Raw genomic sequence first — 26,187 nt, forward strand, 5'->3', positions numbered from 1 at the left:
ACGTTAGCCCGTCTCGCCCGCGACGGCGAACGTGCGCAGCTTCTGCACGGCGAGCGCCGTCATCCCGACGGTGAACACGCCGGCCATCACGAAGCTCACCGGCACCGACACCGTCCCGGCGAGCACGTCGGTCGGGGCGAGCCAGTCGACGATCGTCTGCACGTACTGCTGGATGCTGAGCTTCGCCGTCCCGGACAGCAGGTTGCCGAGCAGGCCCTCCCACAGCACCACGTACACCAGACCGAGCAGCACCGGGCGGCGGGTGATGACGCTGATCGCGAGGAACAGCGCCGAATACGCGAGGGCTCCGACGAACGCGCCGACGACGAGCGCGAACGCGAGCGGCACCGAGTCGGCGAGCAGGCCGCAGACGAACAGCGGCACCCCGGCGAACCCGCCGGTGACACCGACGGCGACGAACAGCTTCGTGAACACGATCTCGGAGCGCGGCAGCGGCTTGGACAGGATGTGGGTGATCGTGCCGTCGTCGATCTCGGAGCCGAGGACGCCGGTGCCGACGATGAGCGCGATGACCGGGAGCACGGCGGTGAAGCCGAGCCCGACGATGACGGGCTCGCCCCAGCTGACCGGCGGCTCGCCGAACGCGCGGGCCGCCCAGGCGAAGCCGATGAGGATGACCGGCAGCGGCACGAGCAGCCAGATCCGGCGGCGACCGAGCAGGCCGCGCAGCGTGATGCGGGCGATGGTCGGATTCATCAGGCACCCACCAGGTAGGAGAAGACGCTTTCCAGGGACTCGTCGGCGGGCAGCAGTTGCCGCACCCGCACGCCCTCCTTGAGCGCGATACGGGGCAGCGCACGGGTGAACGTGCCGTAGTCGGACGCCCGGACCTGCAGGCCCGTCGTGTCGAGGTCGACACCCGCGACGGACGCCTCGCCGATCAGCGCCACCGCCAGGCGGCGGTCGTCGCTGGAGCGGATCGAGAACACGTGCGGCCGGTTGGTCATCAGCCGGCGGATGGTGCGGAAGTCGCCGGAGGCGGCGAGCCGGCCGGCGACCATCACCTGGACGGTGCCGGAGACCTGCTCGACCTCCTCCAGGATGTGCGAGGAGAACAGCACGGTGCGGCCGTCGTCGCCCATCTTGTGCAGCAGGTCCATCATGTGGAAACGCTGGCGCGGGTCCATGCCGTTGAACGGCTCGTCCAGCAGCAGCACCCCCGGGTCGTGCACGAGCGCGGCCGCGACCCGGATCCGCTGCCGCATGCCCTTGCTGTAGGTGTCGATGCGGCGGTCCTGCGCCGGCTCCATCTCCACCAGCGCCAGGGCGCGGCGGGCGGCCTCCTCCGGGTTCGCGAGGCGGAACAGCTTCGCGCTGGCGACCACGAACTCCTTGCCGGAGAGGAACCCGTGCACGGCCTCGCGCTCGCTGACGAGGCCGAGGGTGCGGTACACGTCGGGGTTGCGCCACGACGGCGCGCCGTCGACGGTGAGCGTGCCCTTCGACGGGGCCAGGAACCCCGACATCATGTGCAGCAGCGTGGTCTTGCCGGCGCCGTTCGGGCCGAGCAGGCCCGTCACCCCCGGGCCGAGGGTCATCGTCACGTCGTTGACGGCGACGACGTTGCCGTACCAGCGCGACACGTGCTGCAGGTCGACGGTGCCCATCAGGCGGCCACCTTCCGGTAACGCAGGAGCAGGAGCGAGACGCAGCCGGCGAGCAGGACGAGGACGGCGACGAGGTAGGCGGGACCGTAGTCGCCGATCGGCATCGCGTCGTTGTCCGGCGTACCGAAGATCCACTGTTCGACCCCGATGAGCAGGGTCATCGGGTTGACGATGAACGAGAGGCCGGCCAGCGCGCTGCCCTCGCCGCCGATGACGTTGAGGATGCCGACCATCGGCGCGGTGATGATGAACACGCCGACGATGAACGCCGCCGCGAACGCCCGCCGGCCGGTCAGCGACGCGACGAGCAGCGCGATCGCGGCCAGGATCAGCGACCGGATGACCGCGCCGCCGAGGCCCGGGCCCATGTCGCCGAGCTCCTTCATGGCGCCGGAGAATCCGTCGGTACGGGTGAAGACCGCGCCGACGTAGATGAGCAGCTGCGGCACGGCGAGCAGCAGCAGGACCACGGTGGCCAGCGCGGCGTACTTCGTCAGGGCGTAGTCGGTGCGGGCCAGGGGCCGGCTGAAGTACAGCGGCAGCGTGCGGTCCCGCAGGTCACGGGAGACCAGCTCGGGCGCGACGATGGCGAGGAACAGCATCACCGGGAACGAGATGGTCGCCGCGAACCCGCGGTAGCTGATGAACGACTGGTCGGTGAGCGACCGGACCGCGATCTCGATGACGGCGACGCTGAGCGCGATGCCGATCACCAGCCACGGGAAGATCTTCGCCTTGGCGCCCCGGCCGATGCCGAACGCGGTGCGCATGCTCTGCTCGTACAGGGAGCGGTTGGCGTACCCGCGGCCCAGCCTGGGGCCTTTGTAGCGCTGGTAGCCGATGTCATGGATGACGCTAGTTGGCTGCGCCATGGCCGACCTCCTGTGCTGCCGGTCCGGCCGGTCCGGTCACCGATGGGGTTTGGAAGAGTTCAGCGACGCGGTGGCGGCGCTGGTCGAGGCGGTGCAGGGGCAGGTCCAGCTCGGCGACCGCGACGAGGATGCGGTCGTACACGTCGTCGCTGTCCATCGGCACCATGAGCGCGGCGCCGTCGCGGGTCACCGGCAGGCCCTGCTCGGCGAGGCGGGCGATGAGCAGCTCGACGCCCTCGCTCACCTCGACGGTGAGCACGTCGCGGCTGGTCGTCATGTCCGACACGGTCGCGGAGCGCAGCAGTTTGCCGCCCTCGATCGCGATCAGCGACGTGCAGATCCGCTCGACCTCGCCGAGCAGGTGCGAGCACACGACGATCGAGATGCCGAACTCGGTGCCGATGCGGTGCACCAGCTCCAGCATCGCGTCCCGGCCGGCCGGGTCGAGGCCGTTGGTCGGCTCGTCCAGCAGCAGCAGGTCCGGGTCGTGCGCGAGCGCCTGGGCCAGCTTGACCCGCTGCTTCATGCCGGTCGAGTAGCCGCCGATCTGGCGGTACCGCTCCTCGTAGAGCCCGACGTGCCGCAGCGCCTCGGAGGCCCGCTCCCGGGCGGCGTTGGCGGGCAGGCCGCTCATCCGCGCCAGGTGCGTCACGTACTCGGCCGCCGACGTCTCGCTGGGCAGGCAGTCGTGCTCGGGCATGTACCCGACGCGCTGCCGCACCTCCACGGACTGCGTCGTCGGATCGAGCTCGAGGACCCGCAGCTCGCCGCCGGACGGCTGGAGAAGCCCGAGCATGATTTTGATGAATGTGGACTTGCCGGCGCCGTTCGCGCCGACCAGCCCGATGATCCCGGGCTCCACCGCCAATGTCAGTTCCGACAGCGCGGTGACGCCACCTCCGTAGCGCTTCGTCAGCGCACGCGTCTCGATGAGTGCCACGACGCCGACCTTACGGACCGTGAACCCCCAGGACTATCCGGAACGCACCTGAAAGCCGTCACCTAGGGGTTCAACCTGAGATTCTCCTCAGGTTGGCTCAGATCCTTCTCAGGTTCGGTTACGGGCGGTCGACATTGGGGCGTGGACCTGCCCCTGCTCCGTTTCCGGCGCAGCATCGAGTGGGCCGGACTGATCAGCCGGTTCGGCTCCGTGCTGTGGGTCGTGTGCACCGTGGTGCTGCTCCCGGTGCCGAACACGCTCATGCTGTGGGCGGTGCCCCTCGCACTCACCAACGTCCTCGCCTGGCACGCGCTGCGCAGCGTCGGACAGATCACCTATCCGCGGACGAGCGCGGTCCTGGTGACGCTGGACACCGCGACCACCATCGGCGCGGTCATGGGCACGATCCTGTACACCGACGTCACCCTGTGGCCGATCTTCGTCATCCCCATCGTCGTCGGCGCATTCCGCAACCAGCTCACCGGCGCCCTGCTCACCTGGCTCGCGACGTCCCTGAGCTGCGTCGCCATGTTCGTCTGGGCCGAGCCGCTCACCGGCCGGCAGCTGCCCAGCGAATGGGTCACCCTGGCCCCGGCCCTGCACCTGGTCGTCGCCGTCCTGGCCGGCCTGCTGTCGCGCGGCCACCGCACCCATATGCGCCAGCTCGGCGAGGCCCGCGCGGAGCTGCGCCAGCAGGCGCTGCACGACCCGCTGACCGGCCTGGGCAACCGCAACCTGCTCGACGAGTACACCCGTACGGGTCTGGCGCCCGGTGCCCCCGCGTCGGTGCTCGTCCTGGACCTCGACGGCTTCAAGGCCGTCAACGACACGCTCGGCCACGCGGCCGGCGACGAGCTACTGCGGGTCGTCGGTGCCCGGCTGCGCGCGCACGCCCGCGACGGCGACCTGGTCGCCAGGCTCGGCGGCGACGAGTTCGTCGTCCTGCTGCCCGGCACGACCGCCGACGACGCCGCGGAGGTGGCGGCACGGCTGCGGTTCGCGCTGATCGCCCCCATCCGCCTCGACGGGCGGTTCGTCCAGATCGACGCCAGCATCGGCGTGACGACGGCGACCGGCGGGACCCTGGACGACATGATGCGGGCCGCCGACGCCGAGATGTACCGCGAGAAGGCGAACCGCCGGCCGGCCGCCCACGCCATGTGAGCCGGCCGCGTGGTGGCGTATCCTCGGTGCCATGTCGTGGTCGCTGACCACCCTCCTCGCCGCATGGTCATCCGTGACGTCCTCGGTGACCTCGTCGGCCGACGCCGTCGCCGTGGCGACAGCGGTCCTCGCCGCGCTCGCGATCGTCCTCGCGGCGCGCCTGCTCACCGGTGCGCCCACGGCGCCGCGGCGGGCCGTGCCCGTCCCGGCGCGGGCCCGGTCCCGGCGGGCGCAGCCGACCCGCGCCATGGACCCCGACGCGGCCGGACGGCCGCGCCCCCGCGCGCCCGGACAGCGGTAGTCCCTCCTTCCTGACTCCCGCTCGTCCATCTCCGCGCGCTCCTCCTGCCCTGCCCCGCCGTGCGGCTCCGCCGTGCGCGCCGTGCGGCGGCCGGCGCCTGCGCGCGTCCAAGCCGAAGGGCTCCTGTCGTGCTGCACCATGTCCTCGTCCTGCTCGCCTCCTCCACCGGGTCGGTCGCCGCCGCCATCGTCATCGCCACCCTCACCGTCCGGGCCGCCCTGCTGCCGCTGAGCCTGCGGGCGTACCGCGCGGAGAAGGTCCGCGCCAGGCTCGCCCCGCAGCTGACGAAGCTGCGGGAGCAGCACGCCAAGGACCCGGTCGTCCTCGCCGAGCAGACCACCGCGCTCATGCGTGCCGAGGGCTCGGGCCCCCTCGCGGGCATCCTGCCGATGCTGGCCCAGGCGCCCGTCGTCTGGCTGCTGTACCGCGAGTTCACCGGTGACGCGGTCCGCGGCCACACCCTGCTCGGCACCGACCTGACCGTCAAGCTGCTCGACCACCCGGCCGCCCTCGCCGGCTGGCTGATCGTCGCCGCGCTCGCCGCCATCGCCGGCTGGAACGTGCGGCAGCTGCCCGAGGGTTCGCCGGGCTTCGTCCGGGCGCTGTCGTTCGGGACCGTGGCGTTCGCCGCGATCACCCCCGTGGCCGCCGGGATCTACCTGGTCACGTCCGGGTTGTGGACCGCCGTCGAACGCGCCGTCGCCCGGCGCTGACACCTTTTGCACGCAAGCGCGGAAAGTTTTTTTGGTTTGTAGAAAAGTTCGGTTGGCACTGGCGGAAGGAGTCGGCGAGTTCTACGCTCCCAACTCAGCGACAGTCGGGTGATGTCGCCCACAAGGTCGTCACACAAACTCCAACCGCCATTTGGGAGGGCCCGGTGCAAACGGGTGTGTGGCTGGTAGGCGCGCGCGGTTCTGTCGCCGTCACCAGCATCGTCGGTGCTGCCGCTGTGCGCGCCGGGCTCACCGAGCCGATCGGTTGTGTCACCGAACATCCCGTGCTGCGCAGCGACGCACTGCCCGGGTTCGGCGACCTCGTCTTCGGCGGCCACGACGTCGCCACCATCTGCGTGGCGAAGAAGGCGGAGGCCCTGGCCGACGCCGGGGTCGTGCCCGCCCGGCTGGTCGCCGGCCTGCACCCGGAGCTGACGGCGGTGGACGAGGAGATCCGTCCGCTGCCGCACGGCACCGCGGCCGAGGTCGCCGCCGCCATCACCGCCGACCTGCTGGACTTCCGGCGGCGGCACAACCTCGAGCGGGTCGTGGTCGTCAACGTCGCCTCCACCGAGGCCGCCGCGGCGCCGCACCCCGCGCACGCGTCGCTGGAGGCGCTGCGGGACGCGCTCGACACCCTCCCGCCGAGCTCGCTCATGGCGTATGCGGCGTTCGAGGCGGGCTGCTCGTTCGTCGACTTCACCCCGTCGACCGGCGCCCGCCTGCCCGCCCTGCACGAGCTGGCACTTCTACGGAATGTCGCTTATGCCGGTCATGACGGGAAGACCGGCGAGACGCTCATCAAGTCGGTGCTCGCGCCGATGTTCGCGATGCGCAACCTTCGGGTGAAGTCCTGGTCCGGGACCAACCTGCTGGGCGGCGGCGACGGCGCGACCCTCGCCGAGCCGGCCGCCAACGCGGCCAAGTCCGCCAGCAAGCAGCGGGTGCTCAGCGAGACCCTCGGCTACCAGCCCGACGGGCACACCCGCATCGAATACGTGCCCGACATCGGCGACTTCAAGACCGCCTGGGACCTGATCACGTTCGCCGGGTTCCTCGGCACGCCGATGCGCATGGAGTTCACCTGGCACGGCTGCGACTCGGCCCTGGCCGCGCCCCTGGTGCTGGACCTGGCCCGGCTCACGGCGGCGGCGCACACGGCCGGACGGTCGGGGCCGCTGACCGAGCTCGCGTTCTTCTTCAAGGACCCGCTCGGCCAGGTCGACCACGCCCTGGGCGCGCAGTTCGAGGCCCTCGCGACGTTTGTACGGTCGCTGTGAGGCCCGACTGGAAGACCCTGGCGGAGCTGGTCCGTGCCCCGGCGGCGCTCAGCGTGCCCGGGGACGTCGTCGCCGGCGCCGCGGCCGCGGGGACCCTCGGGGCACGCACCCCTGCCCTCGCCGGGTCGTCGGTCCTGCTGTACTGGGCGGGCATGGCCGCCAACGACTGGGCCGACCGCGACCTGGACGCCACCGAACGCCCCGAACGCCCGATCCCCTCGGGCCGCATCACGCCGGGGACCGCGTTCGGGGTCGCGGCCGGGCTGACCGCCGCCGGGGTCGCCCTCGCCGGGCTGGCCGGCGGCCGGCGTGCCCTCGCCGTCGCGGTGCCGCTCGCCGGCGCCGTCTGGGCCTACGACCTGAAACTCAAGAACACCCCGGCGGGGCCCGCCGCGATGGCCGCCTGCCGGGCGCTCGACGTGCTGCTCGGCGCGAGCGGCGGTCGGCTGCGGACGGCCGCCTACCCCGCGGCGACGGTCTTCGCCCACACGTACACCGTGACCGCCCTGTCCAGAGCGGAGGTCCACGGCGCCACGCCGTCGCTGCCGGCGGCCACCCTCGCCGGATCCGCCGCGGTGGCCGTCTCGGCGGCACTGCCCGGCCGGCCGGTCGGCCGCTGGTCCTGGATTCCCGCCGCGCTGTCCGGCTGGTACGCGAAACGCTACGGCGAGGCGCAGCTGAAGGCCCTGGAGAAACCGACCGCGGGCAACATCCGGGCGTCCGTCGGCGCCGGGATCGTCAACCTGCCGACGCTGCAGGGCGCGCTCATCGCCCGGGCCGGCGCACCCCTCGCCGGGATCGCCGTCGCGGCCGCCGCGCCGCTCGGCCGGCACCTCGCGAAGCGGCTGTCGCCGACATGAGCCTGCGGTTCGGGTACGGGACGAACGGCTTCAGCAACCACCGCCTCGACGACGCGCTGACCGTCATCGCCGAGCTCGGCTACACCGGCGTGGCACTCACCCTCGACCACCATCACCTGGACCCGTTCGACAGCAACCTGTGGCGGCACGTCCGGGCGCTCGGCCACCGCCTCGGCGAGCTCGGCCTCGGCGTCGTCATCGAGACCGGCGCCCGCTTCCTGCTCGACCCGTGGCACAAGCACGCGCCGACCCTGCTCGACGACGACCCCACGGCGCGGATCGACTTCCTCAGCCGGGCCGTGCGGATCGGCACCGACCTCGGCGCGGAGGCCGTCAGCTTCTGGGCCGGGGTCCGCCCGGCCGACCTCCCGCCGGACCTCGCGTGGCGGCGGCTCGTCACCGGCTGCGCCGAGGTCCTCGCCGCCGCCGAGGCCGCCGAGATGATGCTCGGCTTCGAGCCGGAGCCCGGGATGCTGGTGGAGTGCATCGACGACTGGGAGCGGCTGCGCGCCGACCTCGGTGCGCCCGTCCACTTCGGACTGACCCTCGACATCGGCCACTGCCGGTGCCTGGAGCCGATCCCCGCCGAGGACTGCGTGCGCCGGGTCGCCGGGTGGCTCGTCAACGTGCAGATCGACGACATGCGCCGCGGCGTCCACGAGCACCTCGAGTTCGGCACCGGCGAGGTCGACTTCCCCGCCGTGCTGCGCGCCCTCAACGACACCGACTACGGCGGCCTCGTCGCCGTCGAGCTCCCCCGGCACAGCCACGCCGCGCCGGCCGTCGCCCGCGACTCCCTCGCCTTCCTGCGCGCCGCCGAAGCGCAGTCACTGGACCGATTCCAGGAGGTGCCATGAACCTGTACGACTCCCTCACCGCCGAGCTGACGGACACGGTGTGGCTCGACACCGCGTGCGAGACCGTGGCCCGCCAGCCGTCCGCGATCGGCCGGCTGTTCCCCGCCGCCGGCCGCCGCTGCGGGCGGTGGGCCCTCACCGGGCTGCCCGGCTGGACCGTCGACGACGCGGCCCGCGTCCTGCTGCTGACCCGGCTGCCGGACCCAGCCGTGGCGACCGAGGTGGAGCCCCTGTACCGCTACGGCGACGCCGCGGAGAAGCGGGCCGTCCTGCGGGCTCTGCCGCTGCTGCCCGCCCAGGACTTTTTCCAAGGGCTCCTGCTGGACGCGTTGCGCACCAACGACACCCGGCTCGTCGCGGCCGCGCTCGGCCCGGCCGCCGCGGGCCTGCCCGACGCCGCGTGGCGGCAGGGCGTGCTCAAGGCCGTCTTCATGGGCCTGCCCCTGGACGGCGTCGCCGACCTCGACACGCGCGCCGACGCGGAGCTCGCCACCATGCTCGCCGGGCTCGTCGAGGAGCGGCACGCCGCCGGTCGCGCCGTCGCCGACGACGCCACCGCGCTGCTGCACCGCCTCCAGGAAAAGGTTTCGTGATGCGCATCTTCGACCCGCACATCCACATGACGTCCCGCACCACCGACGACTACGAGCGGATGGCCGCCGCCGGCGTGCGCGCCCTCGTCGAGCCGGCGTTCTGGCTCGGGCAGCCGCGCACCAGCGTCGGCTCGTTCACCGACTACTTCGACTCCCTCGTCGGGTGGGAGCCGTTCCGGGCCTCGCAGTTCGGCATCCGGCACCACTGCACGATCGCGCTCAACCCGAAAGAGGCAAACGACCCGCGGTGCCGCGAGGTGCTGTCGGTGCTGCCGCGGTACCTGGAGAAGGACGGCGTCGTCGCGGTCGGCGAGATCGGCTACGACTCGATGACGCCGGAGGAGGACGAGGTGTTCGCCGCGCAGCTCGCCCTGGCCGTTGCCCATGACCTGCCGGCGATGGTGCACACGCCGCACCGCGACAAGGCCCGCGGCACCGACCGGACCATCGCCGTCGTCCGCGAGTCCGGCATCGACCCGGGCCGTGTCGTCGTCGACCACCTCAACGAGGTCACCGTCGCGCGGGTCGCCGAGAGCGGCTGCTGGATGGGCTTCTCGATCTACCCCGACACGAAGATGACGCCGTCGCGGATGGTCTCGATCCTGCGGGAGCACGGCCTGGACCGGGTCCTGGTCAACTCCGCCGCCGACTGGGGCCGCTCCGACCCGCTGCTGACGCTGCGGACCGGCGAGGCGATGCTGGAGGCGGGGTTCACCTCCGACGACGTCGACCGGGTGCTGTGGCGCAACCCCGTCGAGTTCTACGGCCAGTCGAAGCGTCTCGACGTCTCGGACCTGCTCGATGTCGACGCCACGTTCGAGGGGAACTCGATCCTCCGCGGCGGGTCCTGATGCGGCTGCGGCACCCCGACGGCCAGGTGGTCCACCTGGCCTACGGGACCAACGTCCACCCCGCGGAGGACCTCCCGGGCATCATCACGCAACTCGATGTCTACGCGGCGCGGGTCAGGTCTGCCCTGGACACCCCGGTGCTCGGCCTCGGGCTGTGGCTCGCCGCCGATGTGGCGGCCTCGCTCGCGGGCGACCCCGCGTTGCGGCGGCGGTTCCGCCGCGAACTGGACACGCGCGGCCTGGAGGTCGTCACCCTCAACGGCTTCCCGTACGAGGCGTTCCAGGCGCCGGTCGTGAAGAAGGCCGTCTACCTGCCGGACTGGGCCGACCCCCGGCGGCTGCGGTACACGATGGACCTCGCCCGGATCCTGGTGGACCTGCTGCCCGACGACGCTGTGCGGGGCTCGATCTCCACGCTGCCGCTGGGCTGGCGCGACCCGTGGGACGGGCCGCAGGTCGCCGCCGTCAACCGGGCCCTGGACCAGCTCGCCTACGGGCTGTCGTTCCTGGAGCGGCCGGTCCGGGTCGCGTTCGAGCCGGAGCCCGGCTGCGTCATCGAGAACACCCTCCAGGCGACCGTGCACCTGTCCCGCGTCGATCCCAGGTACCTCGGGGTCTGCATGGACCTTGCACACCTCGCCTGCGCCTGGGAGGACCCGGTCACCGCGGTGCAGCGGCTCACCCGCGCCGGGCTGCCCGTGGTGAAGATCCAGGTGTCGGCGGCGCTGTCCGTCGACGACCCGACGGCACCCGCGCTCGCCTCCTACGTGGAGCCGCGGTTCATGCACCAGACCCGCTCCCGCGGCTGCGCGGCGTCGTTCGACGACCTCGACGAGGCCCTCGAAAGCGGCGCCGACGGGCCGTGGCGGGTGCACTACCACGTGCCGCTGCACGCCTCGCCCGAGCCGCCGCTGCAGGCGACCACCGGCGTGCTGCGGGCCGGTCTCGCGGCGCTGCTCGGCGGGCCCGTCGCCGGCTGCGACCATCTCGAGGTCGAGACGTACACCTGGGGCGTCCTGCCGGAGTCCCAGCGCCCCACCGGACCCTCGCAGCTCGCCGCGGGCATGGCGGCCGAGCTCGCGTACGCCCGCGACATCCTGCACGACCTCGGTCTGAAGACCGTCTCATGACGCTGGAGCCCTGATGAGCAAGCCTTTGCTGGTCCTCGACGTGGTCGGGCTGACGCCCAGACTGCTGGAGCACATGCCGCGCCTGTCGGCCGTCGGCGCCACCGTGCCGCTGAAGCCTGTCCTCCCCGCGGTCACCTGCTCCGTGCAATCGACGTTCCTGACCGGGGCACTGCCGTCCGACCACGGGATCGTCGGCAACGGCTGGTACTTCCGGGACCTCGGCGAGATCTTCCTGTGGCGGCAGCACAACGCGCTCGTCGGCGGCGACAAGCTGTGGCACGCCGCCCGCCGTGCCGAGCCCGGCTACACGGTCGCGAACGTCTGCTGGTGGTACGCGATGGGCGCCGACGTCGACTGGACCGTCACCCCGCGCCCCGTCTACTACGCCGACGGGCGCAAGGAGCCGGACTGCTACACGTTCCCGCCCGCGCTGCACGACGAGCTGACGTCCCGCCTGGGCGATTTCCCGCTCTTCACCTACTGGGGGCCCGGCGCGGGCATCCCCTCCTCGGCGTGGATCGCGAAGGCCGCCGAGCAGATCATGGTCGAGAAGTCGCCGGACCTGACCCTGGTGTACCTGCCGCACCTCGACTACGACCTGCAGCGCTTCGGCCCGTCCTCGCCGCAGGCCGCCGCGGCCGCCGCCGAGCTGGACAACGTCGTCGCCCCGCTGCTGGCCGCCGCCGCCGTGCGGGGCGTGACCGTCGTCGTCCTCTCGGAGTACGGCATCACCGACGCGAGCCGGCCCGTCGACGTCAACCGGCTCCTGCGCGCCGAAGGACTGCTCAACGTCTACACCCAGGACGGGATGGAATACCTGGACCCGTGGACGTCGCGGGCGTTCGCGGTCTCCGACCACCAGATCGCGCACGTCTACGTCCGCGACGCCGCGGACCTGCCGGTGGTGCAGAAGCTGTGCGCGGGCCTGCCGGGCGTCGGCGAGGTCCTCGACGCGGCCGGCAAGCAGCGCGCCGGCCTCGACCACGAGCGGGCCGGTGAGCTCGTCCTGCTGGCCGAGCCCGACGCGTGGTTCACCTACTACTACTGGCTCGACGACGCCCGCAAGCCGGACTTCGCGCAGCTGGTGGAGATCCACCGCAAGCCCGGGTACGACCCGGCGGAGCTCCTCTTCGACCCGGCCGCACCGGGCGCGGCGAAGGCCCGGGCAGGCCTGGCCCTGGCACGCAAGAAGCTCGGGATGCGGTACATGATGAGCGTCGTCGGCCTGGACGCCGGAGCCAAGGCGGTCAAGGGCTCCCACGGTCTCATGCCGTCCACTGTGGACGACGGGCCCGTCTGGCTGTGCAACGACCCGTCACTGAGCCTGGAGTCGGTCGACGCGACAGAGGTGAAGGGGCTGCTGCTGCGCCTCGCCGGCCTCTCCTGACGGTCCGGCCGCTTCGCGCCTTGGCGGCCTCTCCTGACGGTCCGGCCGCTTCGCGCCTTGGCGGCCTCTCCTGACGGTCCGGCTGCTTCGCGCCTCGGCGGCCTCTCCTGACGGTCCGGCTGCTTCGCGCCTCGGCGGCCTCTCCTGACGGTCCGGCTGCTTCGCGCCTCGGCGTCTGGCTCCGCCGCCGTCCGCCTCAGCGGACGAGGAGCCAGGCGCCCTCCGCGACCGTCCAGCGGCGGGCCCGGAACGGTCCGGTCAGCTCACCGTCGGCGTTGACGTGGAACGGGTCGCCCTCGATGCGCACGTCGCGGCCGCGCAGGTGGGCGACGTCCTCGCGGCCGGGGTGACGACCCTTGCGCAGGGCGAGGGCGTAACCGACCCGGGCGAAGGGCCCGACGGCGAACGACACGGTGACGTCGGCGAACCCGTCGGTCGGGTCGGCGCCGGGGCCGAGCTCACCGGTGCCCCCGGCGATCGTCGGCGCGTTGGACAGCCCCGCCATCAGCACCCGCCGCCGCCCACGCGCCACGACCGCACCGTCGACGGTGACCCGCAGCCGCCACCCCCGCGCCGTGAACCCCGCGAGCACCGCGCCGATCGGGAACGCCGCGATCTTCAACAGCTTCTTCAACGGCTTCGCCTTCAGCGCCGCCTCCGCCCCGGCACCGACGTGAACGGCGTTGATGACGACCCCACCACCGTCGCCGACGATCAGATCCGTCGGGCGGGCGGTGCCACCGGCCGCGATCCTGGCGGCCGCCGCCAGGTCGTCGACAGGGATGCCCACGCCGCGCGCGAAGTCGTTGCCGGTGCCGAGCGGGATCAGGGCCACCTCGCAGGTGCCCGCCTCCCCACGCCGCAGCAGCGCACCGACCATCGTGTGCAGCGACCCGTCCCCACCGACGACGACCAGCCTGCGCCCGCCACGCGCGTCGAGGATCCTGTCGATGTCGCCCTCGTCGCCGCAGGTGACCGTCTCGACCTCACCGGCCTCGCGCAGCACGTCGAGGACCGCCTCGACCGCTTCGGCCTCGGTCCGCCCGGCGAGCTCGTTCGTGACAACCAGCACCCGCTCACGATACGGCGCACGGCCCACCCCCGCCGACCGGCGCGTGCCCACCACTCCCGGGCCGACATCCGCACGCCCGTCGATCCCTCATGCCCGCCACCGCCGGGGCCTTCGACGCGGTGGCGGGGTCAGCTGCCGGCTTTGACCCAGGCGGCGATCTGGGTGCGGGACTCGAGGTTGAGCTTGCTCAGGATGTTGGAGACGTGGACGGCGGCGGTCCGGGGGGAGATGTACAGGCGGCGGGCCAGCTCCGCGTTCGTCAGGCCCTCGGCGAGCAGCACCGCCACCTCCCGCTCCCGCGGGGTCAGGGCCTGGTCGCCGGCGACGGGGGTGCCGAGGCCGAGCCGCCCACGCAGCGCTGACAGCTCCGCCACCCGCCACCCCGCCCAGCGGGCCAGCAGCGGCTCGGCGGCGCGGATGTGCTGGCGGGCGCCGTCGAGGTCGCCGAGGGCGAGCAGGCACCGGGCGGCGCCGACGTGACCGGAACCCTTCGTGGCGGGCAGGAGCATGGACGGCTCGGCGACGGAGCGCCGGTATCCGGTGAGCGCTGCCGCGTGGTCGCCGGCGGCCTCGGCGATCTGCGCGTCGGCGAGCCACCGCCAGGCGTCGTCGAAGAAGGGGTCGTCGATCGCGGCGGTGACGGGGCGCAGCTCCTCGACGCCGAGACCGCCGACGAGGCCGGCGGAGATGAGGTCGTGGGCGAAGTCGCGGCCGGTGACCCCGGTGACGCGGACCGCGTCGAGGACCGCGCGGAGCAGCTCGCGGGCCTGTTCGGTCTGCCCGCGCCGGGCGACGAGGTGGAACTGCAGGCCGGGCACGGAGGTCTGGGTCAGCATCGTGTACGTGTCGGTCGCCTCCACCATGCCGCGGATGACGGTGTCCGCGCGGTCGAGCTCACCGGCCTCGAGGAGCAGGCCGGCGAAGAACACGCCGTGGTAGTCGATGCCGTTGCGGGTGCGCAGCAGGCCGCGGTCGCGGCGCCGGGCCGACTCGAGCTCGGCGAGCGCGCCGCCGAGGTTGCCCTCCTGCACCGCGAGCCGGGCGCGACCCTGGAAGTACGCGGCGACGGCCAGGGACTCGAACCCGGCCCGCTCCGCGAACGTGCGCATCCGCTCCAGCGCCGCGGCCCAGTCCGCCGGGCCGCCCGGCAGCAGGTTGTACAGGTTGTTGAGCGACCTCGCGGCGAGCAGCCACTCCCCCGCCTGCTCGGCCTCCTGCGCCGCCTCGTTGAGCAGCTTGACGCCGTCGTCGACGCCCGCGGCGAAGTTGACGAGCGCGGAGCCCTTCTCGACCTTGCCGGCCAGCCACACGCCCGGCAGGCCGAGCCGCTCGCCGAGGCCGATCGCCTTGTCCGCCCATTCGATGGCGCACTCGGTGTTGTCCATCAGCATGTACGCCTGGGCGATCGCCGCGTACGCATACGCCTTCGCGGGCCCGTCGCCGAGGTGCTCGATCTCGGCGCGCAGCTCCTCGGCCCGCTCCTGCATGCTGCCGCTGCTGCCGACCTCCCAGCTCAGCCGCACGAGCAGGCGCAGCGCGTCGGCGCGCTCGTCGCCGGTGCCGGCCGCGGCGAGCCAGCGCCGGCCGAGCTCCTGCGCGTCGTCGAGGAGCCCGGCGAGCCAGGCCGCGCGGGCGCCGCACGACAGCAGCTCCACGTCGTCGGGCAGCTCGTCGAGGCCCATCTCGGCCAGCTGCAGCGCCTGATAGGGCGAGCCCATCGCCAGATACTTGGTGAGCCCCCGCCGGGCGGCCTCGACCATGTCCAGGTAGCGACCCGCGCCGCGGGCGTGGTGCGCGACGAGCGCGTAGTCCTTGCTGCCGGTCGACAGCAGCGTCTCCAGGGCCAGCTCGTGCAGGCGGCGGCGCTGCCGGGCGAGGAGCTCGTCGACCAGCGCCTCGCGGGTCAGCGCGTGCCGGAAGCTGAACTCGTCGTCGCCGGTCTCCACCATCAGCCCGCGCCGCACGAGGGCGCGCAGCGCGTCGATGAGCTCGGGCTCACTGTGGCTGGTCACGGCCGCGAGCAGGTCGAACGGCACCTTCCGGCCGAGCACGGCGGCGGCCTCGACGATGCGTTTCTCGGTTGGATCGAGGTCGTCGAGCTGGCGGCGCAGCGCCTCGGCGACGTTCCACGGCAGCGGCCGGTCGCACAGCGTGTCGAGGTCCTCGTCGCCGTTGGCCTTGATCAGCTCTTCGAGGAAGAACGGGTTGCCGCCCGTGCGGTTGTGCAGCGACAGCGCCGTGCGGTAGGCCGGCGGCCGGCCGGTGACGGACTTGAGCAGCTGCGACGTCTCGGCGAGGTTGAGCCGCTCCAGCCGCACGTTGGTCACCATGTACCGCCGTTCGAGGCGGGTCAGCAGGTCGGCCAGGGGATGCCGGCGGGTCACCTCGTCCGGACGATACGTGCCGACGAGCAGCCGCGTGCCCGGCAGGTCCGCGATCCGCTCGAACAACGCCACGCTCTCCGAGTCGGCCCAGTGCAGGTCCTCGAACACGACCACCGACGGCCCCGCCGTGGTCAGCAGCCGCACGATCTCCAGCCCGGCCTGGATCCGGTCGAGCATGGACCGGGACGCGTCGGTGACCGTGACGAGCAGTCCGGGGTCGAGCCCGGCGGAACGGTGGCAGCTGTCGATCGCGTCGAGCAGCACCTCGAACGGCCGGCTCAGCGTGCCGGGATCGGCCTGGCCGTCCAGCACCGGCACCGTCCCGGGCAGCCCCGAGATCAGCTCCTGCACCAGACGGCTCTTGCCGATGCCCGGCTCTCCGCCGAGCATGGCGATGGACGGCTCGGACCCGTCGAGGAGCCGGCGCAACCTGCGCAGCTCGTCGTCGCGGCCGACCATCACCTGGCTCACTCCGCTACGGCTGGCCCGCACGCCACCAGCCTACCGGCGGGCGGCCGGTGCGACGGCTGTGACGGACGCGACCTGCGCCACCACGGCCGGTCGTCCCCGCTGCCGCGCCTGGCCCTGCGGTGCAGGCCGAGGAGGTCTTCCTGGCGGTGCTGGACCTGCACGAAGAGAAACACTGGGTGCATCATGGCTGGCTCCTTCATCCGGTGATGTCTCCATCCTGTCCGTGTAAGGAGCCGATTCCATCTGTACCTGTTACGTATCTTGACCGTCGCGCCGATATCTAGAGGCCGGTTTCCGGGCCTAGTCACGGCGCGGCACCTACGCCGGTCATCCGCCCGCCCGAAGCCCGCGCCCGGCACCCGCGCACCGCCACCGCCACCGCGCCCGGAACCCGCCCCCGCGCCCCCGCGCCCCCCGCACGCACTGCAGCCCCGGACGGCCCAGCGGCCTCGGCACCCGGAGGGAGGTGGGTGCCGAGGCCACGGATCGTCCGGGGCTGCGGGTGTTGCGGGTGCGTCGCGGGCCGTCAGGTGGCCGCGGCTGAGCGACTCGCTCGGCGGCGCAGCTTCACGCGGCTTGACCAATGCTTGGCCTCGTCGAGCATGTGCAGCTGGCGCTGGCGGACGAGCTCGGTCAGGAGAATCGGGTGGACGTTCATCGCGGGACTCCTCTGCGATCGTTGTGTCACCATCGTCGCGCGGTAAGGTCCGCGCAACATCGGTAACACTTACCTAATCGCATCGGGCGCCCATACGTAGTCGGCCGGGCGACCGACCTACGTACACGTAGGCGACAGTGCTCAGACGCGGGCACGGCCCTGGTGGAGGGCCATGAGGAAGCGGTCGCTGCCATTCTTGATCTCGACGTACCGGCCGTCGCCGGAGACCACGGCGCCGGTGACCGGCAGCACGCCACCGCGGGCCGCGACGATGGTGCCGACGAGCAGGACGACGATGCCGAGCAGGGCGAGCACGGCGCTGGCGTCGGAGTTCATCGCGACGGCCCCGACGAGCAGGAGCAGGCCGGCGGCGAGCACGGGCAGGCCGATCGCGAGGAGCTTCTTGCGCTGCGCGCCGCAGGTGGCGCACCACGGCCACGCCGGTGCCTTCACCGTCTTGCGGACCGCGAGCGCGACGATGAGGTACAGGATGCCGCCGCCCAGGATGAAGATCGCCGCCCACGCCGGGGGCTTGGAGACGAGCTTGATCGCCCGCTGCTCGACGGCGGGGTCGCCGTGCCGGGGGCAGACCGGCGGCAGGTGGCCGACGCCGGCCGCGACCTGGGCGGACGGAAGGGTGATGACTGGCATGACGGACGCTCCCCGTGACGGACCCGCAGAACAACGACGCCGGACGATCTCACGGAAAGTGGGCGGACGAGTCGGCCGAAGGGGCATTTCTGGGTAGCCGGTCCGCATGATGCTGATCGGCACGTCGGGATGGCAGTACCGCGACTGGCGCGGCCGGCTGTACCCCACCGGCCTGCCGCAGCGGTGCTGGTTGGAGCACTACGCCGACCGGTTCGGCACGGTGGAGGTCAACAACGCGTTCTACCGGCTCCCGGAGCGCTCCACGTTCGAGGCGTGGCGGGACAGGACACCGCAGGACTTCGTCGTGGCGGTGAAGGCCAGCCGGTACCTGACGCACGTGCGCCGTCTCAAGGACCCGCGGGAGCCGGTCGCGCGGCTCATGGACCGGGCGGAAGGGCTCGGCGCCAAGCTCGGACCCGTACTGCTGCAGCTGCCGCCGACCATGCGGGTGGACGTGGACGCGCTGGACGCGACCCTCGCGGCGTTCCCGGAGGGGGTGCGGGTGGCGGTCGAGCCGCGGCACGAGACGTGGTGGGTGGACGAGGTGCGGCAGGTGCTGCGCGATCGCGGGGCGGCGCTGTGCTGGGCGGACCGCAGGAGCCGCCCGGTGACGCCGCTGTGGGCGACCGGTGACTGGGGGTACCTGCGGCTGCACGAGGGACGCGCGAAGCCGTGGCCGCGGTACGGTCGGACCGCCCTCGGCACCTGGGCGCGCCGGCTGTCCGACTGCTTCCGGGACGCCTACGTGTACTTCAACAACGACCCGGGCGGCGCCGCCGTCGACGACGCGGTCGCGTTCGCCGGCCTGGCCGGGCGCGGGGGGAACGAGACCGGCCGGACGGGACGGCCGTAGGCTGTCGCGATGGCCAAGTTCCTGTGCGTGATCATCATGCTGATCGCGCTGTTCACGTACCTGATCTGGCAGCGCAACCGCCTGCTGCGCCGCGGCCACCGCGGCCCCCGCGACGAGGACTGACACAGGGGCCGCCCCCGCCCAGAATGCGCGTCCGCATCGCCGGGGCGGCTAGCAGGGGTCGAGGTCGAGGGACTCGGTGGTCGCCGCGACGAAGAGTCCGGGTTTCGGGCCGCCCGGCAGCGTGTACAGGGTGCGGCCGACCGTCACCACCGCGAGCCCGTGCCGCGGGTTGGGCATCGACGGCAGCGCCCGCCACCGGTCCGCGGCCGGATCGTAGAGCTCGACCTGTGGAAAGGTCGCCTTGCCCTCGCCGCCGGCGGCGATCACCCAGCCGTGGCAGGTGCCGGTCGCGGCGAGACCACCCCGCGCGGTGGGCAGGTCCGGGCGTTTCGTCCAGGTGCCCGCGGCGGGGTCGAACGACTCGACGGCCGCCAGGAGCTCGCCGCCGACGCGGCCGCCCACGGTGTAGAACAGTCCGCCCGCGGCGGCGCCGCCGAGGTGCTCGCGGCGCGTCGGCGGTCCCGGCGCGGTGCGCCACCTGTCCGTCAGGGTGTCGTACACGAGCAACGACCCGGCGAGGGCGTCCTTTCCGGGGCCGATCCCGCCGGCGAGGAAGATCGAGGTGCCGATTGTCGCGCTGGTACCGGCACCGCGCGCCTCCGGCATGTCCGCCACCGACTCCCAGCGCTGCCCTCCTTCGGCCAGCCGGAACGCCGCGGCGCTCGGGGTGCCGTCGGCGAGGAAGCCGCCGAACACGTGGACCACGCCCCCGGCCGCGGCCGCCGACGCGTGGTTGACGGCGAGCGGCAGCGGCGGACCGGCGGTCCACGCCCGGGTGGCGGTGTCGTAGATCTCGACGGTGCGGACGCTGCCGCCGTCGCGCTGGTATCCACCCGCGACGACGATACTGGTGCCGGTGACGGCGGCGGCGACCTCGGTGCGCTCCGAGGGCGCGTCCGGCAGCCGGGACCACGGCCCGCCCGCCTGGTTCGTGCCGGTTGCTGCCGGAGTGGTGGGATGCGGTGGCCCGGGCTGCCCGGTGCAGGCGGTCAGTCCGAGCAGCATCGTGGCGGCCAGCAGCGCGACCCGCATGGTTCCAGTGTCGTCGATGGACCACCGGACCGTGCAGGCGGGTGGCTATAGAAGTTCCAATTCATCCGATAGCCGAAAAATTGCTTGCATAAAGCGGGCAAATACCACGAAGATGGTCTACGTTTCGCGGTCAAGGAATTGCTGAGGGTGATGAGGGGACAACGCTACCGCTATGTTCCCGATATTCTGTGTGCTCTATGGGGACCGGAGGGGGGCCGCCCACATGGGCATGCGAGGTGTCGTGTCAAAACACGAGCGTCTGCGGCACGACGGATGACCGCGACGCAGGACGTCGCCGCGGACTCGACGGCGACGGAGACCGTGCTGCACCTGCATCGGGCGGCCAACGCCGTCCGGCAGCACGTCGAGCAGGTGGTGCTGCGTCCGCGTCAGCTGACGTGGACCGGTTTCGTGGTGCTGCGCACGGTGTGGGCGGCCCGCAGGATGGAGACGAGGCACGTCGCCGAGCAGGCGGGCATCTCCAAGGCCACGCTCACCGGCGTCGTCGACACGCTGAGCGGCCGGGGGCTGGTGCGCCGCAACACCCATCCCGACGACGGCCGGCTCGTGGTGCTGCAACTGACCCGCAAGGGACAGCGGCTCATCCGTGAGCTGCTGCCGGAATCGCAGAGCGAGGAGGTTTTCGCCCTTTCCTATCTCGAACCGGCACAGCTCGCCGTCGTCACGACTGCGCTGCGTGGAATGATCGCTCACCTGGAGCGACCACGCTGAGGTCGCGTCATCTCATCGGGTGTCAGTCGTTGGACAGTTGGGTCAGCAGCCAGCTCAGCAGGTGTGACCTCCGGCGCGGACGTCTGCCCGCATCTCGACTACTGTCGGGGCACCATGCGCGGATGCCGCCCGGCGCAAATCTGCCCGAACGGGCACGAGGGTTGCATCCAGGGTGGTCTTTTCATCTCGCGGTGGACGGATCACACTGCAGAAGACCTGTGCCGAGTTGCTGGAAGGACCCCGATGACCGAGGCTGGCACGCACGACGGCGCCGGTGAGTCCGGCACGCCGGACCTGCCGCTGCGCTCGGCCGCGCCGTCGCGTCGCTCCGCCATCGGCGATCTCAACAACAACGACCCTATCCGCATCGATGACTACCGGCTGATCGGTCAGCTCGGCGTCGGCGGCATGGGCACCGTCTATCTGGCGCAGTCCGCCGACGGCTCCCGCGTCGCGGTGAAGCTCGTGCACGCGCACCTCGCGCGCGACCCCCGCTTCCGGGTGCGGTTCGCCGGGGAGGTCCGGGCCGCGCAGCGGGTCCCCGGGTTCTGCACGGCGCGCGTCCTCGACTCCGGCATGCACGAGGACCGGCCGTATCTGGTCACCGAGTATCTCGAGGGCATCCCGCTGTCCCGGCTCGTCGCCGACGACGGCCCGCTCGACCCGGCGATGCTGCACAGCGTCGCGCTCGGCGTCGCGGCCGCGCTCGCGGCGATCCACAACGTCGGCCTGGTCCACCGCGACCTGAAGCCGAGCAACCTCATGGTCACCCTCGGTGGTGTCCGGATCATCGACTTCGGCATCGCCCGCGCGATGGACGCCGCGAGCGACATCACCGGCACCGGCAACATCGTCGGCAGCCTCGGCTGGGCCTCGCCCGAGCAGCTGCGCGCCGAGGAGCCGACGGCCGCGATGGACATCTTCGGCTGGGGCTGCCTGGTCGCGTTCGCGGCGACGGGACGCCATCCGTATGGTGGCGAGGAAGCCGCGGCCCGCGCCTGGAAGATCCTCGAGGGCGAGCCGGACCTCAGCGGCATCCCGGACCCCGTCCGGGACCTCGTCGCCGCCGCGCTCAGCCGGGACCCGCTCGACCGGCCCGAGGCGAAGCAGCTGCTGCTCGGCCTCGCCGTCGACGACCTCGACTCGGCCCCGCTGCCGACGCAGCGCCGCTGGCTGCGCGGGTCGACCCAGATGTCCCGCCGGCGGGTGACGTCGATGGCGATCGCGGTGCCGATGGCCCTCGCGCTGGTCTTCGCCGCGGCCGAGACCACGTCGGACATGATGGGCGGCAGGTCCGACCCGGGCACCCACCGCGGCAGCACCAACGGCGACGAGGTCGGCAACAAACTGACCCCGGCGCCCGACCCGCACGTGACCGGGCAGCAGCGACCCAACCCGGGCTCCACGGGCACCGGCGGCAACCCGACCAACGGCCCGCAGGTGTTCCCGACCGCGTCCGGGGTCGTATCGGCCACGTCGACCGTCGTCCCCACGACGACCGCGCCGCCCACCACCGAGCCGACCACCACGCCGCCGACCACGCCGCCCACCACGCCGCCGACGACGACGGCGCCGCCCACGACGGATCCGCCCACGGACCCGGGTGGCGGCGTCCCGGCCCCCTGAGGCACCGATGGCGGCACCCCGTTGCGGGATGCCGCCATTTTCGCGGTGCAGCGCTGCCGCGGCTCAGAGGACGTGCTTGACGTAGCCCTCGATCGACTCGGCGAGGACGTCGGCGCCGGGGCGGGACCACACGGCGTCGTGGAAGACCTCGACCTCGATCGGGCCGGTGTACCCCGTGGCATCGACCGCTTCGCGGAAGCGCCGCAGCTCGACGCAGCCGGTGCCGGGCAGGCCGCGCCCCAGCAGTACACCCTCCGGCAGCGGGGTGATCCAGTCGGCCACCTGGAAGCAGGCGATCCTCCCCTCGGTGCCGGCGCGTGCGAGCTGCTTCCAGATCTGGTCGTCCCACCAGAGGTGATACGTGTCGACGGCCACCCCGACCGCTGACACCGGATACGGCGCCGCGAGGTCCAGAGCGTTCGACAGGGTCGAGACCACGCACCGGTCCGAGGCGAACATCGGATGCAGGGGTTCGATCGCCAGTCGTACACCGGCGGCCTCCGCGAACGGAACGAGGTCGCCGATCGCGTCGCCCACGGTCCTGCGCGCCGCGTCGAGGTCGCGGCTGCCCTCGGGGAGGCCGCCGCTGACCAGGACGAGCACGGGGGCGCCGAGCATCGCGGCCTCGTCGATGGCGCGACGGTTGTCGTCGAACCAGTCCGGCGCGGTGAAGAACCCGCCGCGGCACAGGGTCGTGACGGTCATGCCGGCGGCGCGGACGAGGGCGGCGGTCCGTTCGAGACCGAACGTGTCCACCTGGTCGCGCCACAGGCCGATCTGCGTCACGCCCTGCTCGACGCAGCCGGCGATCGTCTCGTCGACGGGCCAGCGCTTCGTGGTGGCCTGGTTGAGCGAGAACCTCCTCAGCGCGTCGCCGGCCCCGTCCTTCTCAGGGAGGACGCCGCCCACAGGTCGAGCGCCGTCCTGCTCAGGGTGGACACCGGTCACAGGCCGAGCGCCGTCCTTCCCGGGGAGGACGCCGGTCACAGGTCGAGCGCCGGGATGTCGAGGCGGCGGCCCTCGCGGGCGGAGCGCAGGCCGAGCTCGGCGAGCTGGACGCCGCGGGCGCCGGCGGCGAAGTCCCACGGGAAGTCCGCGCCGTCCACGACGTGCCGCAGGAACAGCTCCCACTGCGCCTTGAAGCCGTTGTCGAACGGCTCGTTGTCGGGCACCGCCTGCCACTGCGCGCGGAACGGCTCCGTGACCGGCAGGTCGGGGTTCCACACCGGCTTCGGGGTGGTGCCGCGATGCTGGACGTGGCACTCGCGCAGGCCCGCGACGGCGCTGCCGTGGGTGCCGTCGACCTGGAACTCGACGAGCTCGTCGCGGCGGACCCGCACCGCCCACGAGGAGTTGATCTGCGCGACGATGCCGCCTTCGAGCTCGAACGTGCCGTAGGCCGCGTCGTCGGCGGTCGCGTCATACTCCTGGCCGACCTCGTCGACCCGGGTCCGGATGTGGGTTGCGACGGTCGCCTGCACCGTGCGGATCGGCGCGAAGAGCTGCTCCAGCACGTACTGCCAGTGCGGGAACATGTCCACGACGATGCCGCCCCCGTCGGCGGTGCGGTAGTTCCACGACGGGCGCTGCGCGGCCTGCCAGTCGCCCTCGAAGACCCAGTAGCCGAACTCGCCGCGCACCGACAGGATCCGGCCGAAGAAGCCGCCGTCGACGAGGCGCTTGAGCTTGCGCAGCCCGGGCAGGAACAGCTTGTCCTGCACGACGCCGTGTTTGACGCCGGCGGCCCGCGCGGCGCGGCACAGCGCGACGGCGGCGTCGGTGTCCTCGGCGAGGGGCTTCTCGGTGTAGATGTGAAGCCCTGCGTCGATGGCGGCGCGGATCGCCTTCTCCCGCTGCTGCGTCACCTGCGCGTCGAAGTAGATCTGGACGTCGGGACGGGCGAGCGCGGCGTCGAGGTCGGTCGTCCACTCGGTCAGGCCGTGCGCGGTGGCCAGCTGCTCCAGCTTGTCGGCGTTGCGGCCGACGAGGACGGGCTCCGGCCAGATCAGCGAGCCGTCGCGGGACGGCAGGCCGCCCTGCTCGCGGATGGCGAGCAGCGAGCGGACCAGGTGCTGGCGGTACCCCATACGGCCGGTGACGCCGTTGAGCACGATACCGATCGGGATGCGGGACACGGGTCTCCTCAGACTCCTCAGGCGGCGGTGACGTGGTACGTGTCGAGCAGGCCGCACATGCCGTGCCGGCCGTGCTCGCTCGGCGCGGGCAGCGCGCTGATGCCGCCCCGGCCGAGGTGGCTCGCGTCGCCGGCGGCGAGCGCGTCGAGCTGCCTTCCCGTCTCCAGCGCGGCGTGGAGCGCGCCGCGCTCCCACCGCTCGCGCCAGGCGGGCAGTTTCGGGGCGATCAGCCGCGCCGCGGCCTCGTGGAACGCCTTGAGCTCGCCCGGGCCCGCGTCGCGCAGCTCGAGAAAGCCGGTGACGGCGAGGTCGCGGCGGCGGAACGCGGCGCCCAGGTCCGTGCCGGGGACGCCGCCCTCGGGCAGGGTCGCGGCGTTCGCATACGCGGCGGGGTCCTCGAGCACGTCCGGCGGGAAGGTCAGCACCGCGTCGCCCGCCTCGGGCAGGCCGCTGTTCTGCATCACCACGACGATCTGCAGGCCGCCCTGGTTGACGAGGCGGTGGACGGTGCCGGGCGGGAACCATGCGACGGTGCCGGGGCGCAGCGGCGTCTCCTGGTAGCCCTGCCCCGACAGCGTCTGCACGACGCCCTCGCCGGCGGTCACCACGTACCCCTCCGAACAGGTGAGGTGCATGTGCGGCGTACCGCCGAGGAGCCCGTCCGGGGCGAGCGAGTCGTAGACGGACAGCCGGGAGATTCCGACCGCACCGGGCAGCTGTTCCATCTTTCGATCCTCCAGGAAAACGCTTTCCTCTGGTGATGTCGACGCTAACCCGTATGCTGCGAGCGAGTCAATGGAAGGAGGCGGACGATGGCGACGCTCGCCGACGTGGCCCGCCGTGCCGGGGTGTCCCCCGCGACCGCCTCGCGCATCATCAGCGGCAGCACCAAACTCGTCACCGACGAGCTGCGCGAGCGGGTGCTGCGCGCCGTCGACGAGCTGCAGTACGTGCCGAACGCGCACGCCCAGTTCCTCGCCAGGGCCCAGCGCACCGCCGTCGGCGTCATCGTGCACGACGTCTCCGACCCGTACTTCGCCGAGATCACCCGCGGCCTGCAACAGGTCGCCACGGCGAACGGCCGGCTCGTCATCATCTGCAACAGCTACCGGGACCCGTCCCGCGAGCTGGAATACGTGGAGCTGCTGCGGGCCCAGCAGGTCGCCGCGATCATCCTGGCCGGCTCCGGCTACCACGACCCCGCGTTCACGAAAGCCCTGACGGGCAAGCTCGGCGCGTACACCCGCACCGGCGGCCGGGTCAGCGTCATCGGCCGGCACGAGCTGCCCGGCGACGCGGTCATGCCCGCCAACGCCGACGGCGGCCACCTCGCCGGCGTCGAGGTCTTCGGCGGCGGGCACCGCAAGGTCGGGGTCATCGCCGGGCCGAAGGTGCTGACGACGACCACCGACCGGCTCGCCGGGCTGCGCCGAGCCGCCAAGCAGTACGGCCGCACCCTGCCGCCGCGCCGGATCGTCTTCGCCGACTTCGACCGCGACAGCGGCGCCGCCGCCACCCGGCAGCTCCTGGACGACTCCCCCGACCTGACGGCGATCGTCGCCCTGAACGACTCGATGGCCGTCGGCACGCTCAGCGTCCTGCGGGAGCGGGGCATCGCGGTGCCGTCGCAGATGAGCGTGGTCGGGTTCGACGACATGCCGATCGCGCGGGACGTGACGCCGTCGCTGACGACGGTGCGGCTGCCGCTGACGGAGATGGGCGCACGGGCGATGACGCTCGCGCTGGAGGACCGGGCACGGACCCCGCGCGTCGAGCCGGCGGCAGCCACCCTCGTCCACCGCGAGTCCTCGGCCCCGCTGGCCACCTGACGTTGCCGCGGCCCGGCGTTGCTCAGCCCGGCGTTGCTCAGCCCG

Annotated in this window: 26 protein-coding genes; 14 read left to right on the forward strand and 12 right to left on the reverse strand. The window is 72.6% G+C overall.

Annotated features, from left to right (window positions below):
• Positions 1–3: 3 nt before the first annotated feature.
• Genes ABZS58_RS36005 through ABZS58_RS36020 form a run of 4 tightly spaced genes read right to left on the reverse strand, consistent with a single transcriptional unit; the run spans position 4 to position 3,440 of the window.
• Positions 4–717 (reverse strand): ABC transporter permease, encoded by a 714-nt coding sequence (locus tag ABZS58_RS36005; RefSeq protein ID WP_354787740.1) that lies wholly within the window; start codon positions 715–717, stop codon positions 4–6.
• Entirely contained in the window at positions 717–1,628 is a 912-nt protein-coding gene (locus ABZS58_RS36010; RefSeq protein WP_354787741.1) for an ABC transporter ATP-binding protein, read from the reverse strand. Before ABZS58_RS36010 ends, ABZS58_RS36005 begins: the two co-directional genes overlap by 1 nt.
• The gene (locus tag ABZS58_RS36015) at positions 1,628–2,500 is read right to left on the reverse strand and encodes an ABC transporter permease (protein WP_354787742.1); all 873 of its coding nucleotides are present in this window, start codon (positions 2,498–2,500) and stop codon (positions 1,628–1,630) included. Before ABZS58_RS36015 ends, ABZS58_RS36010 begins: the two co-directional genes overlap by 1 nt.
• Positions 2,484–3,440 carry an ABC transporter ATP-binding protein gene (locus tag ABZS58_RS36020; RefSeq protein WP_354787743.1) on the reverse strand — a complete coding sequence of 319 codons (957 nt, stop codon included), beginning with the start codon at positions 3,438–3,440 and terminating at the stop codon, positions 2,484–2,486. Before ABZS58_RS36020 ends, ABZS58_RS36015 begins: the two co-directional genes overlap by 17 nt.
• Positions 3,441–3,581: 141 nt before the next feature.
• Here ABZS58_RS36020 and ABZS58_RS36025 point away from each other — a divergent pair, with 141 nt between their 5' ends.
• The 10 genes from ABZS58_RS36025 (at position 3,582) to ABZS58_RS36070 (ending at position 12,576) form a co-directional block, all read left to right on the forward strand.
• Positions 3,582–4,604, forward strand: a complete 1,023-nt coding sequence (locus tag ABZS58_RS36025) for a GGDEF domain-containing protein (RefSeq protein WP_354787744.1) — start codon at positions 3,582–3,584, stop codon at positions 4,602–4,604.
• Between the two features lie 31 nt (positions 4,605–4,635).
• Positions 4,636–4,905 carry a hypothetical protein gene (locus tag ABZS58_RS36030; protein WP_354787745.1) on the forward strand — a complete coding sequence of 90 codons (270 nt, stop codon included), beginning with the start codon at positions 4,636–4,638 and terminating at the stop codon, positions 4,903–4,905.
• A 128-nt stretch (positions 4,906–5,033) separates the two neighbouring features.
• Positions 5,034–5,618: a membrane protein insertase YidC gene (gene yidC, locus ABZS58_RS36035; RefSeq protein WP_354787746.1), complete on the forward strand. Its 585-nt coding sequence runs from the start codon at positions 5,034–5,036 to the stop codon at positions 5,616–5,618.
• Between the two features lie 164 nt (positions 5,619–5,782).
• A complete protein-coding gene (locus ABZS58_RS36040; protein WP_354787747.1) occupies positions 5,783–6,898 on the forward strand; it encodes an inositol-3-phosphate synthase in 1,116 nt (371 codons plus the stop codon).
• A complete protein-coding gene (locus ABZS58_RS36045; RefSeq protein WP_354787748.1) occupies positions 6,895–7,758 on the forward strand; it encodes an SCO3242 family prenyltransferase in 864 nt (287 codons plus the stop codon). The genes ABZS58_RS36040 and ABZS58_RS36045 overlap by 4 nt, the downstream gene beginning before the upstream one ends.
• A complete protein-coding gene (locus tag ABZS58_RS36050) occupies positions 7,755–8,615 on the forward strand; it encodes a sugar phosphate isomerase/epimerase family protein (RefSeq protein ID WP_354787749.1) in 861 nt (286 codons plus the stop codon). The genes ABZS58_RS36045 and ABZS58_RS36050 overlap by 4 nt, the downstream gene beginning before the upstream one ends.
• On the forward strand, positions 8,612–9,208 hold the full coding sequence (locus tag ABZS58_RS36055; protein ID WP_354787750.1) for an EboA domain-containing protein: 597 nt from the start codon (positions 8,612–8,614) through the stop codon (positions 9,206–9,208). The genes ABZS58_RS36050 and ABZS58_RS36055 overlap by 4 nt, the downstream gene beginning before the upstream one ends.
• Positions 9,208–10,059: a TatD family hydrolase gene (locus ABZS58_RS36060; protein ID WP_354787751.1), complete on the forward strand. Its 852-nt coding sequence runs from the start codon at positions 9,208–9,210 to the stop codon at positions 10,057–10,059. The genes ABZS58_RS36055 and ABZS58_RS36060 overlap by 1 nt, the downstream gene beginning before the upstream one ends.
• Positions 10,059–11,189 (forward strand): metabolite traffic protein EboE, encoded by a 1,131-nt coding sequence (gene eboE, locus ABZS58_RS36065; RefSeq protein ID WP_354787752.1) that lies wholly within the window; start codon positions 10,059–10,061, stop codon positions 11,187–11,189. Before ABZS58_RS36060 ends, eboE begins: the two co-directional genes overlap by 1 nt.
• A gap of 13 nt (positions 11,190–11,202) precedes the next feature.
• Positions 11,203–12,576 (forward strand): nucleotide pyrophosphatase/phosphodiesterase family protein, encoded by a 1,374-nt coding sequence (locus tag ABZS58_RS36070; protein ID WP_354787753.1) that lies wholly within the window; start codon positions 11,203–11,205, stop codon positions 12,574–12,576.
• A gap of 196 nt (positions 12,577–12,772) precedes the next feature.
• On the opposite strand, the gene ABZS58_RS36075 is transcribed toward ABZS58_RS36070, so the two are convergent.
• The 4 genes from ABZS58_RS36075 to ABZS58_RS36090 form a co-directional block, all read right to left on the reverse strand.
• A complete protein-coding gene (locus tag ABZS58_RS36075) occupies positions 12,773–13,648 on the reverse strand; it encodes a diacylglycerol kinase family protein (RefSeq protein WP_354787754.1) in 876 nt (291 codons plus the stop codon).
• Between the two features lie 128 nt (positions 13,649–13,776).
• Positions 13,777–16,524 (reverse strand): AAA family ATPase, encoded by a 2,748-nt coding sequence (locus ABZS58_RS36080; protein ID WP_354787755.1) that lies wholly within the window; start codon positions 16,522–16,524, stop codon positions 13,777–13,779.
• Between the two features lie 505 nt (positions 16,525–17,029).
• Positions 17,030–17,161, reverse strand: a complete 132-nt coding sequence (locus ABZS58_RS36085; RefSeq protein ID WP_354787756.1) for a hypothetical protein — start codon at positions 17,159–17,161, stop codon at positions 17,030–17,032.
• A 141-nt stretch (positions 17,162–17,302) separates the two neighbouring features.
• Positions 17,303–17,812: a hypothetical protein gene (locus ABZS58_RS36090; protein ID WP_354787757.1), complete on the reverse strand. Its 510-nt coding sequence runs from the start codon at positions 17,810–17,812 to the stop codon at positions 17,303–17,305.
• Positions 17,813–17,918: 106 nt separating this feature from the next.
• Here ABZS58_RS36090 and ABZS58_RS36095 point away from each other — a divergent pair, with 106 nt between their 5' ends.
• On the forward strand, positions 17,919–18,665 hold the full coding sequence (locus tag ABZS58_RS36095; RefSeq protein WP_354787758.1) for a DUF72 domain-containing protein: 747 nt from the start codon (positions 17,919–17,921) through the stop codon (positions 18,663–18,665).
• Positions 18,666–18,836: 171 nt separating this feature from the next.
• Here ABZS58_RS36095 and ABZS58_RS36100 read toward each other — a convergent pair whose 3' ends face one another.
• Positions 18,837–19,820, reverse strand: a complete 984-nt coding sequence (locus tag ABZS58_RS36100; RefSeq protein ID WP_354787759.1) for a kelch repeat-containing protein — start codon at positions 19,818–19,820, stop codon at positions 18,837–18,839.
• Between the two features lie 273 nt (positions 19,821–20,093).
• Between ABZS58_RS36100 and ABZS58_RS36105 the strand changes: the two genes are divergently transcribed.
• Together ABZS58_RS36105 and ABZS58_RS36110 are read left to right on the forward strand one after the other, a co-directional pair.
• Complete coding sequence (locus ABZS58_RS36105; RefSeq protein ID WP_354787760.1) at positions 20,094–20,552, forward strand: MarR family transcriptional regulator; 459 nt, start codon at positions 20,094–20,096, stop codon at positions 20,550–20,552.
• A 243-nt stretch (positions 20,553–20,795) separates the two neighbouring features.
• Positions 20,796–22,178: a serine/threonine-protein kinase gene (locus tag ABZS58_RS36110; protein WP_354787761.1), complete on the forward strand. Its 1,383-nt coding sequence runs from the start codon at positions 20,796–20,798 to the stop codon at positions 22,176–22,178.
• Between the two features lie 63 nt (positions 22,179–22,241).
• On the opposite strand, the gene ABZS58_RS36115 is transcribed toward ABZS58_RS36110, so the two are convergent.
• From ABZS58_RS36115 to ABZS58_RS36125, 3 genes are all read right to left on the reverse strand, one after another.
• Complete coding sequence (locus tag ABZS58_RS36115) at positions 22,242–23,045, reverse strand: sugar phosphate isomerase/epimerase family protein (protein WP_354787791.1); 804 nt, start codon at positions 23,043–23,045, stop codon at positions 22,242–22,244.
• A 116-nt stretch (positions 23,046–23,161) separates the two neighbouring features.
• Positions 23,162–24,313, reverse strand: coding sequence for a Gfo/Idh/MocA family oxidoreductase (locus ABZS58_RS36120; protein ID WP_354787762.1), 1,152 nt, complete (start codon positions 24,311–24,313; stop codon positions 23,162–23,164).
• A gap of 17 nt (positions 24,314–24,330) precedes the next feature.
• Entirely contained in the window at positions 24,331–25,038 is a 708-nt protein-coding gene (locus ABZS58_RS36125) for a cupin domain-containing protein (protein WP_354787763.1), read from the reverse strand.
• An 87-nt stretch (positions 25,039–25,125) separates the two neighbouring features.
• Here ABZS58_RS36125 and ABZS58_RS36130 point away from each other — a divergent pair, with 87 nt between their 5' ends.
• Positions 25,126–26,142, forward strand: a complete 1,017-nt coding sequence (locus ABZS58_RS36130; RefSeq protein WP_354787764.1) for a LacI family DNA-binding transcriptional regulator — start codon at positions 25,126–25,128, stop codon at positions 26,140–26,142.
• The last annotated feature ends 45 nt before the right edge of the window (positions 26,143–26,187 follow it).

This window comes from Dactylosporangium sp. NPDC005555 (genome assembly GCF_040605635.1).
GTDB lineage: Bacteria > Actinomycetota > Actinomycetes > Mycobacteriales > Micromonosporaceae > Dactylosporangium.

Coding starts and splice junctions, on each gene's coding strand:
- ABZS58_RS36005 (WP_354787740.1), bottom strand. CDS start 717: ATGAATCCGACCATCGCCCGCATCACGCTGCGCGGCCTGCTCGGTCGC.
- ABZS58_RS36010 (WP_354787741.1), bottom strand. CDS start 1,628: ATGGGCACCGTCGACCTGCAGCACGTGTCGCGCTGGTACGGCAACGTC.
- ABZS58_RS36015 (WP_354787742.1), bottom strand. CDS start 2,500: ATGGCGCAGCCAACTAGCGTCATCCATGACATCGGCTACCAGCGCTAC.
- ABZS58_RS36030 (WP_354787745.1), top strand. CDS start 4,636: ATGTCGTGGTCGCTGACCACCCTCCTCGCCGCATGGTCATCCGTGACG.
- ABZS58_RS36050 (WP_354787749.1), top strand. CDS start 7,755: ATGAGCCTGCGGTTCGGGTACGGGACGAACGGCTTCAGCAACCACCGC.
- ABZS58_RS36055 (WP_354787750.1), top strand. CDS start 8,612: ATGAACCTGTACGACTCCCTCACCGCCGAGCTGACGGACACGGTGTGG.
- ABZS58_RS36060 (WP_354787751.1), top strand. CDS start 9,208: ATGCGCATCTTCGACCCGCACATCCACATGACGTCCCGCACCACCGAC.
- eboE (WP_354787752.1), top strand. CDS start 10,059: ATGCGGCTGCGGCACCCCGACGGCCAGGTGGTCCACCTGGCCTACGGG.
- ABZS58_RS36070 (WP_354787753.1), top strand. CDS start 11,203: ATGAGCAAGCCTTTGCTGGTCCTCGACGTGGTCGGGCTGACGCCCAGA.
- ABZS58_RS36085 (WP_354787756.1), bottom strand. CDS start 17,161: ATGAACGTCCACCCGATTCTCCTGACCGAGCTCGTCCGCCAGCGCCAG.
- ABZS58_RS36090 (WP_354787757.1), bottom strand. CDS start 17,812: ATGCCAGTCATCACCCTTCCGTCCGCCCAGGTCGCGGCCGGCGTCGGC.
- ABZS58_RS36095 (WP_354787758.1), top strand. CDS start 17,919: ATGATGCTGATCGGCACGTCGGGATGGCAGTACCGCGACTGGCGCGGC.
- ABZS58_RS36100 (WP_354787759.1), bottom strand. CDS start 19,820: ATGCGGGTCGCGCTGCTGGCCGCCACGATGCTGCTCGGACTGACCGCC.
- ABZS58_RS36105 (WP_354787760.1), top strand. CDS start 20,094: ATGACCGCGACGCAGGACGTCGCCGCGGACTCGACGGCGACGGAGACC.
- ABZS58_RS36110 (WP_354787761.1), top strand. CDS start 20,796: ATGACCGAGGCTGGCACGCACGACGGCGCCGGTGAGTCCGGCACGCCG.
- ABZS58_RS36125 (WP_354787763.1), bottom strand. CDS start 25,038: ATGGAACAGCTGCCCGGTGCGGTCGGAATCTCCCGGCTGTCCGTCTAC.
- ABZS58_RS36130 (WP_354787764.1), top strand. CDS start 25,126: ATGGCGACGCTCGCCGACGTGGCCCGCCGTGCCGGGGTGTCCCCCGCG.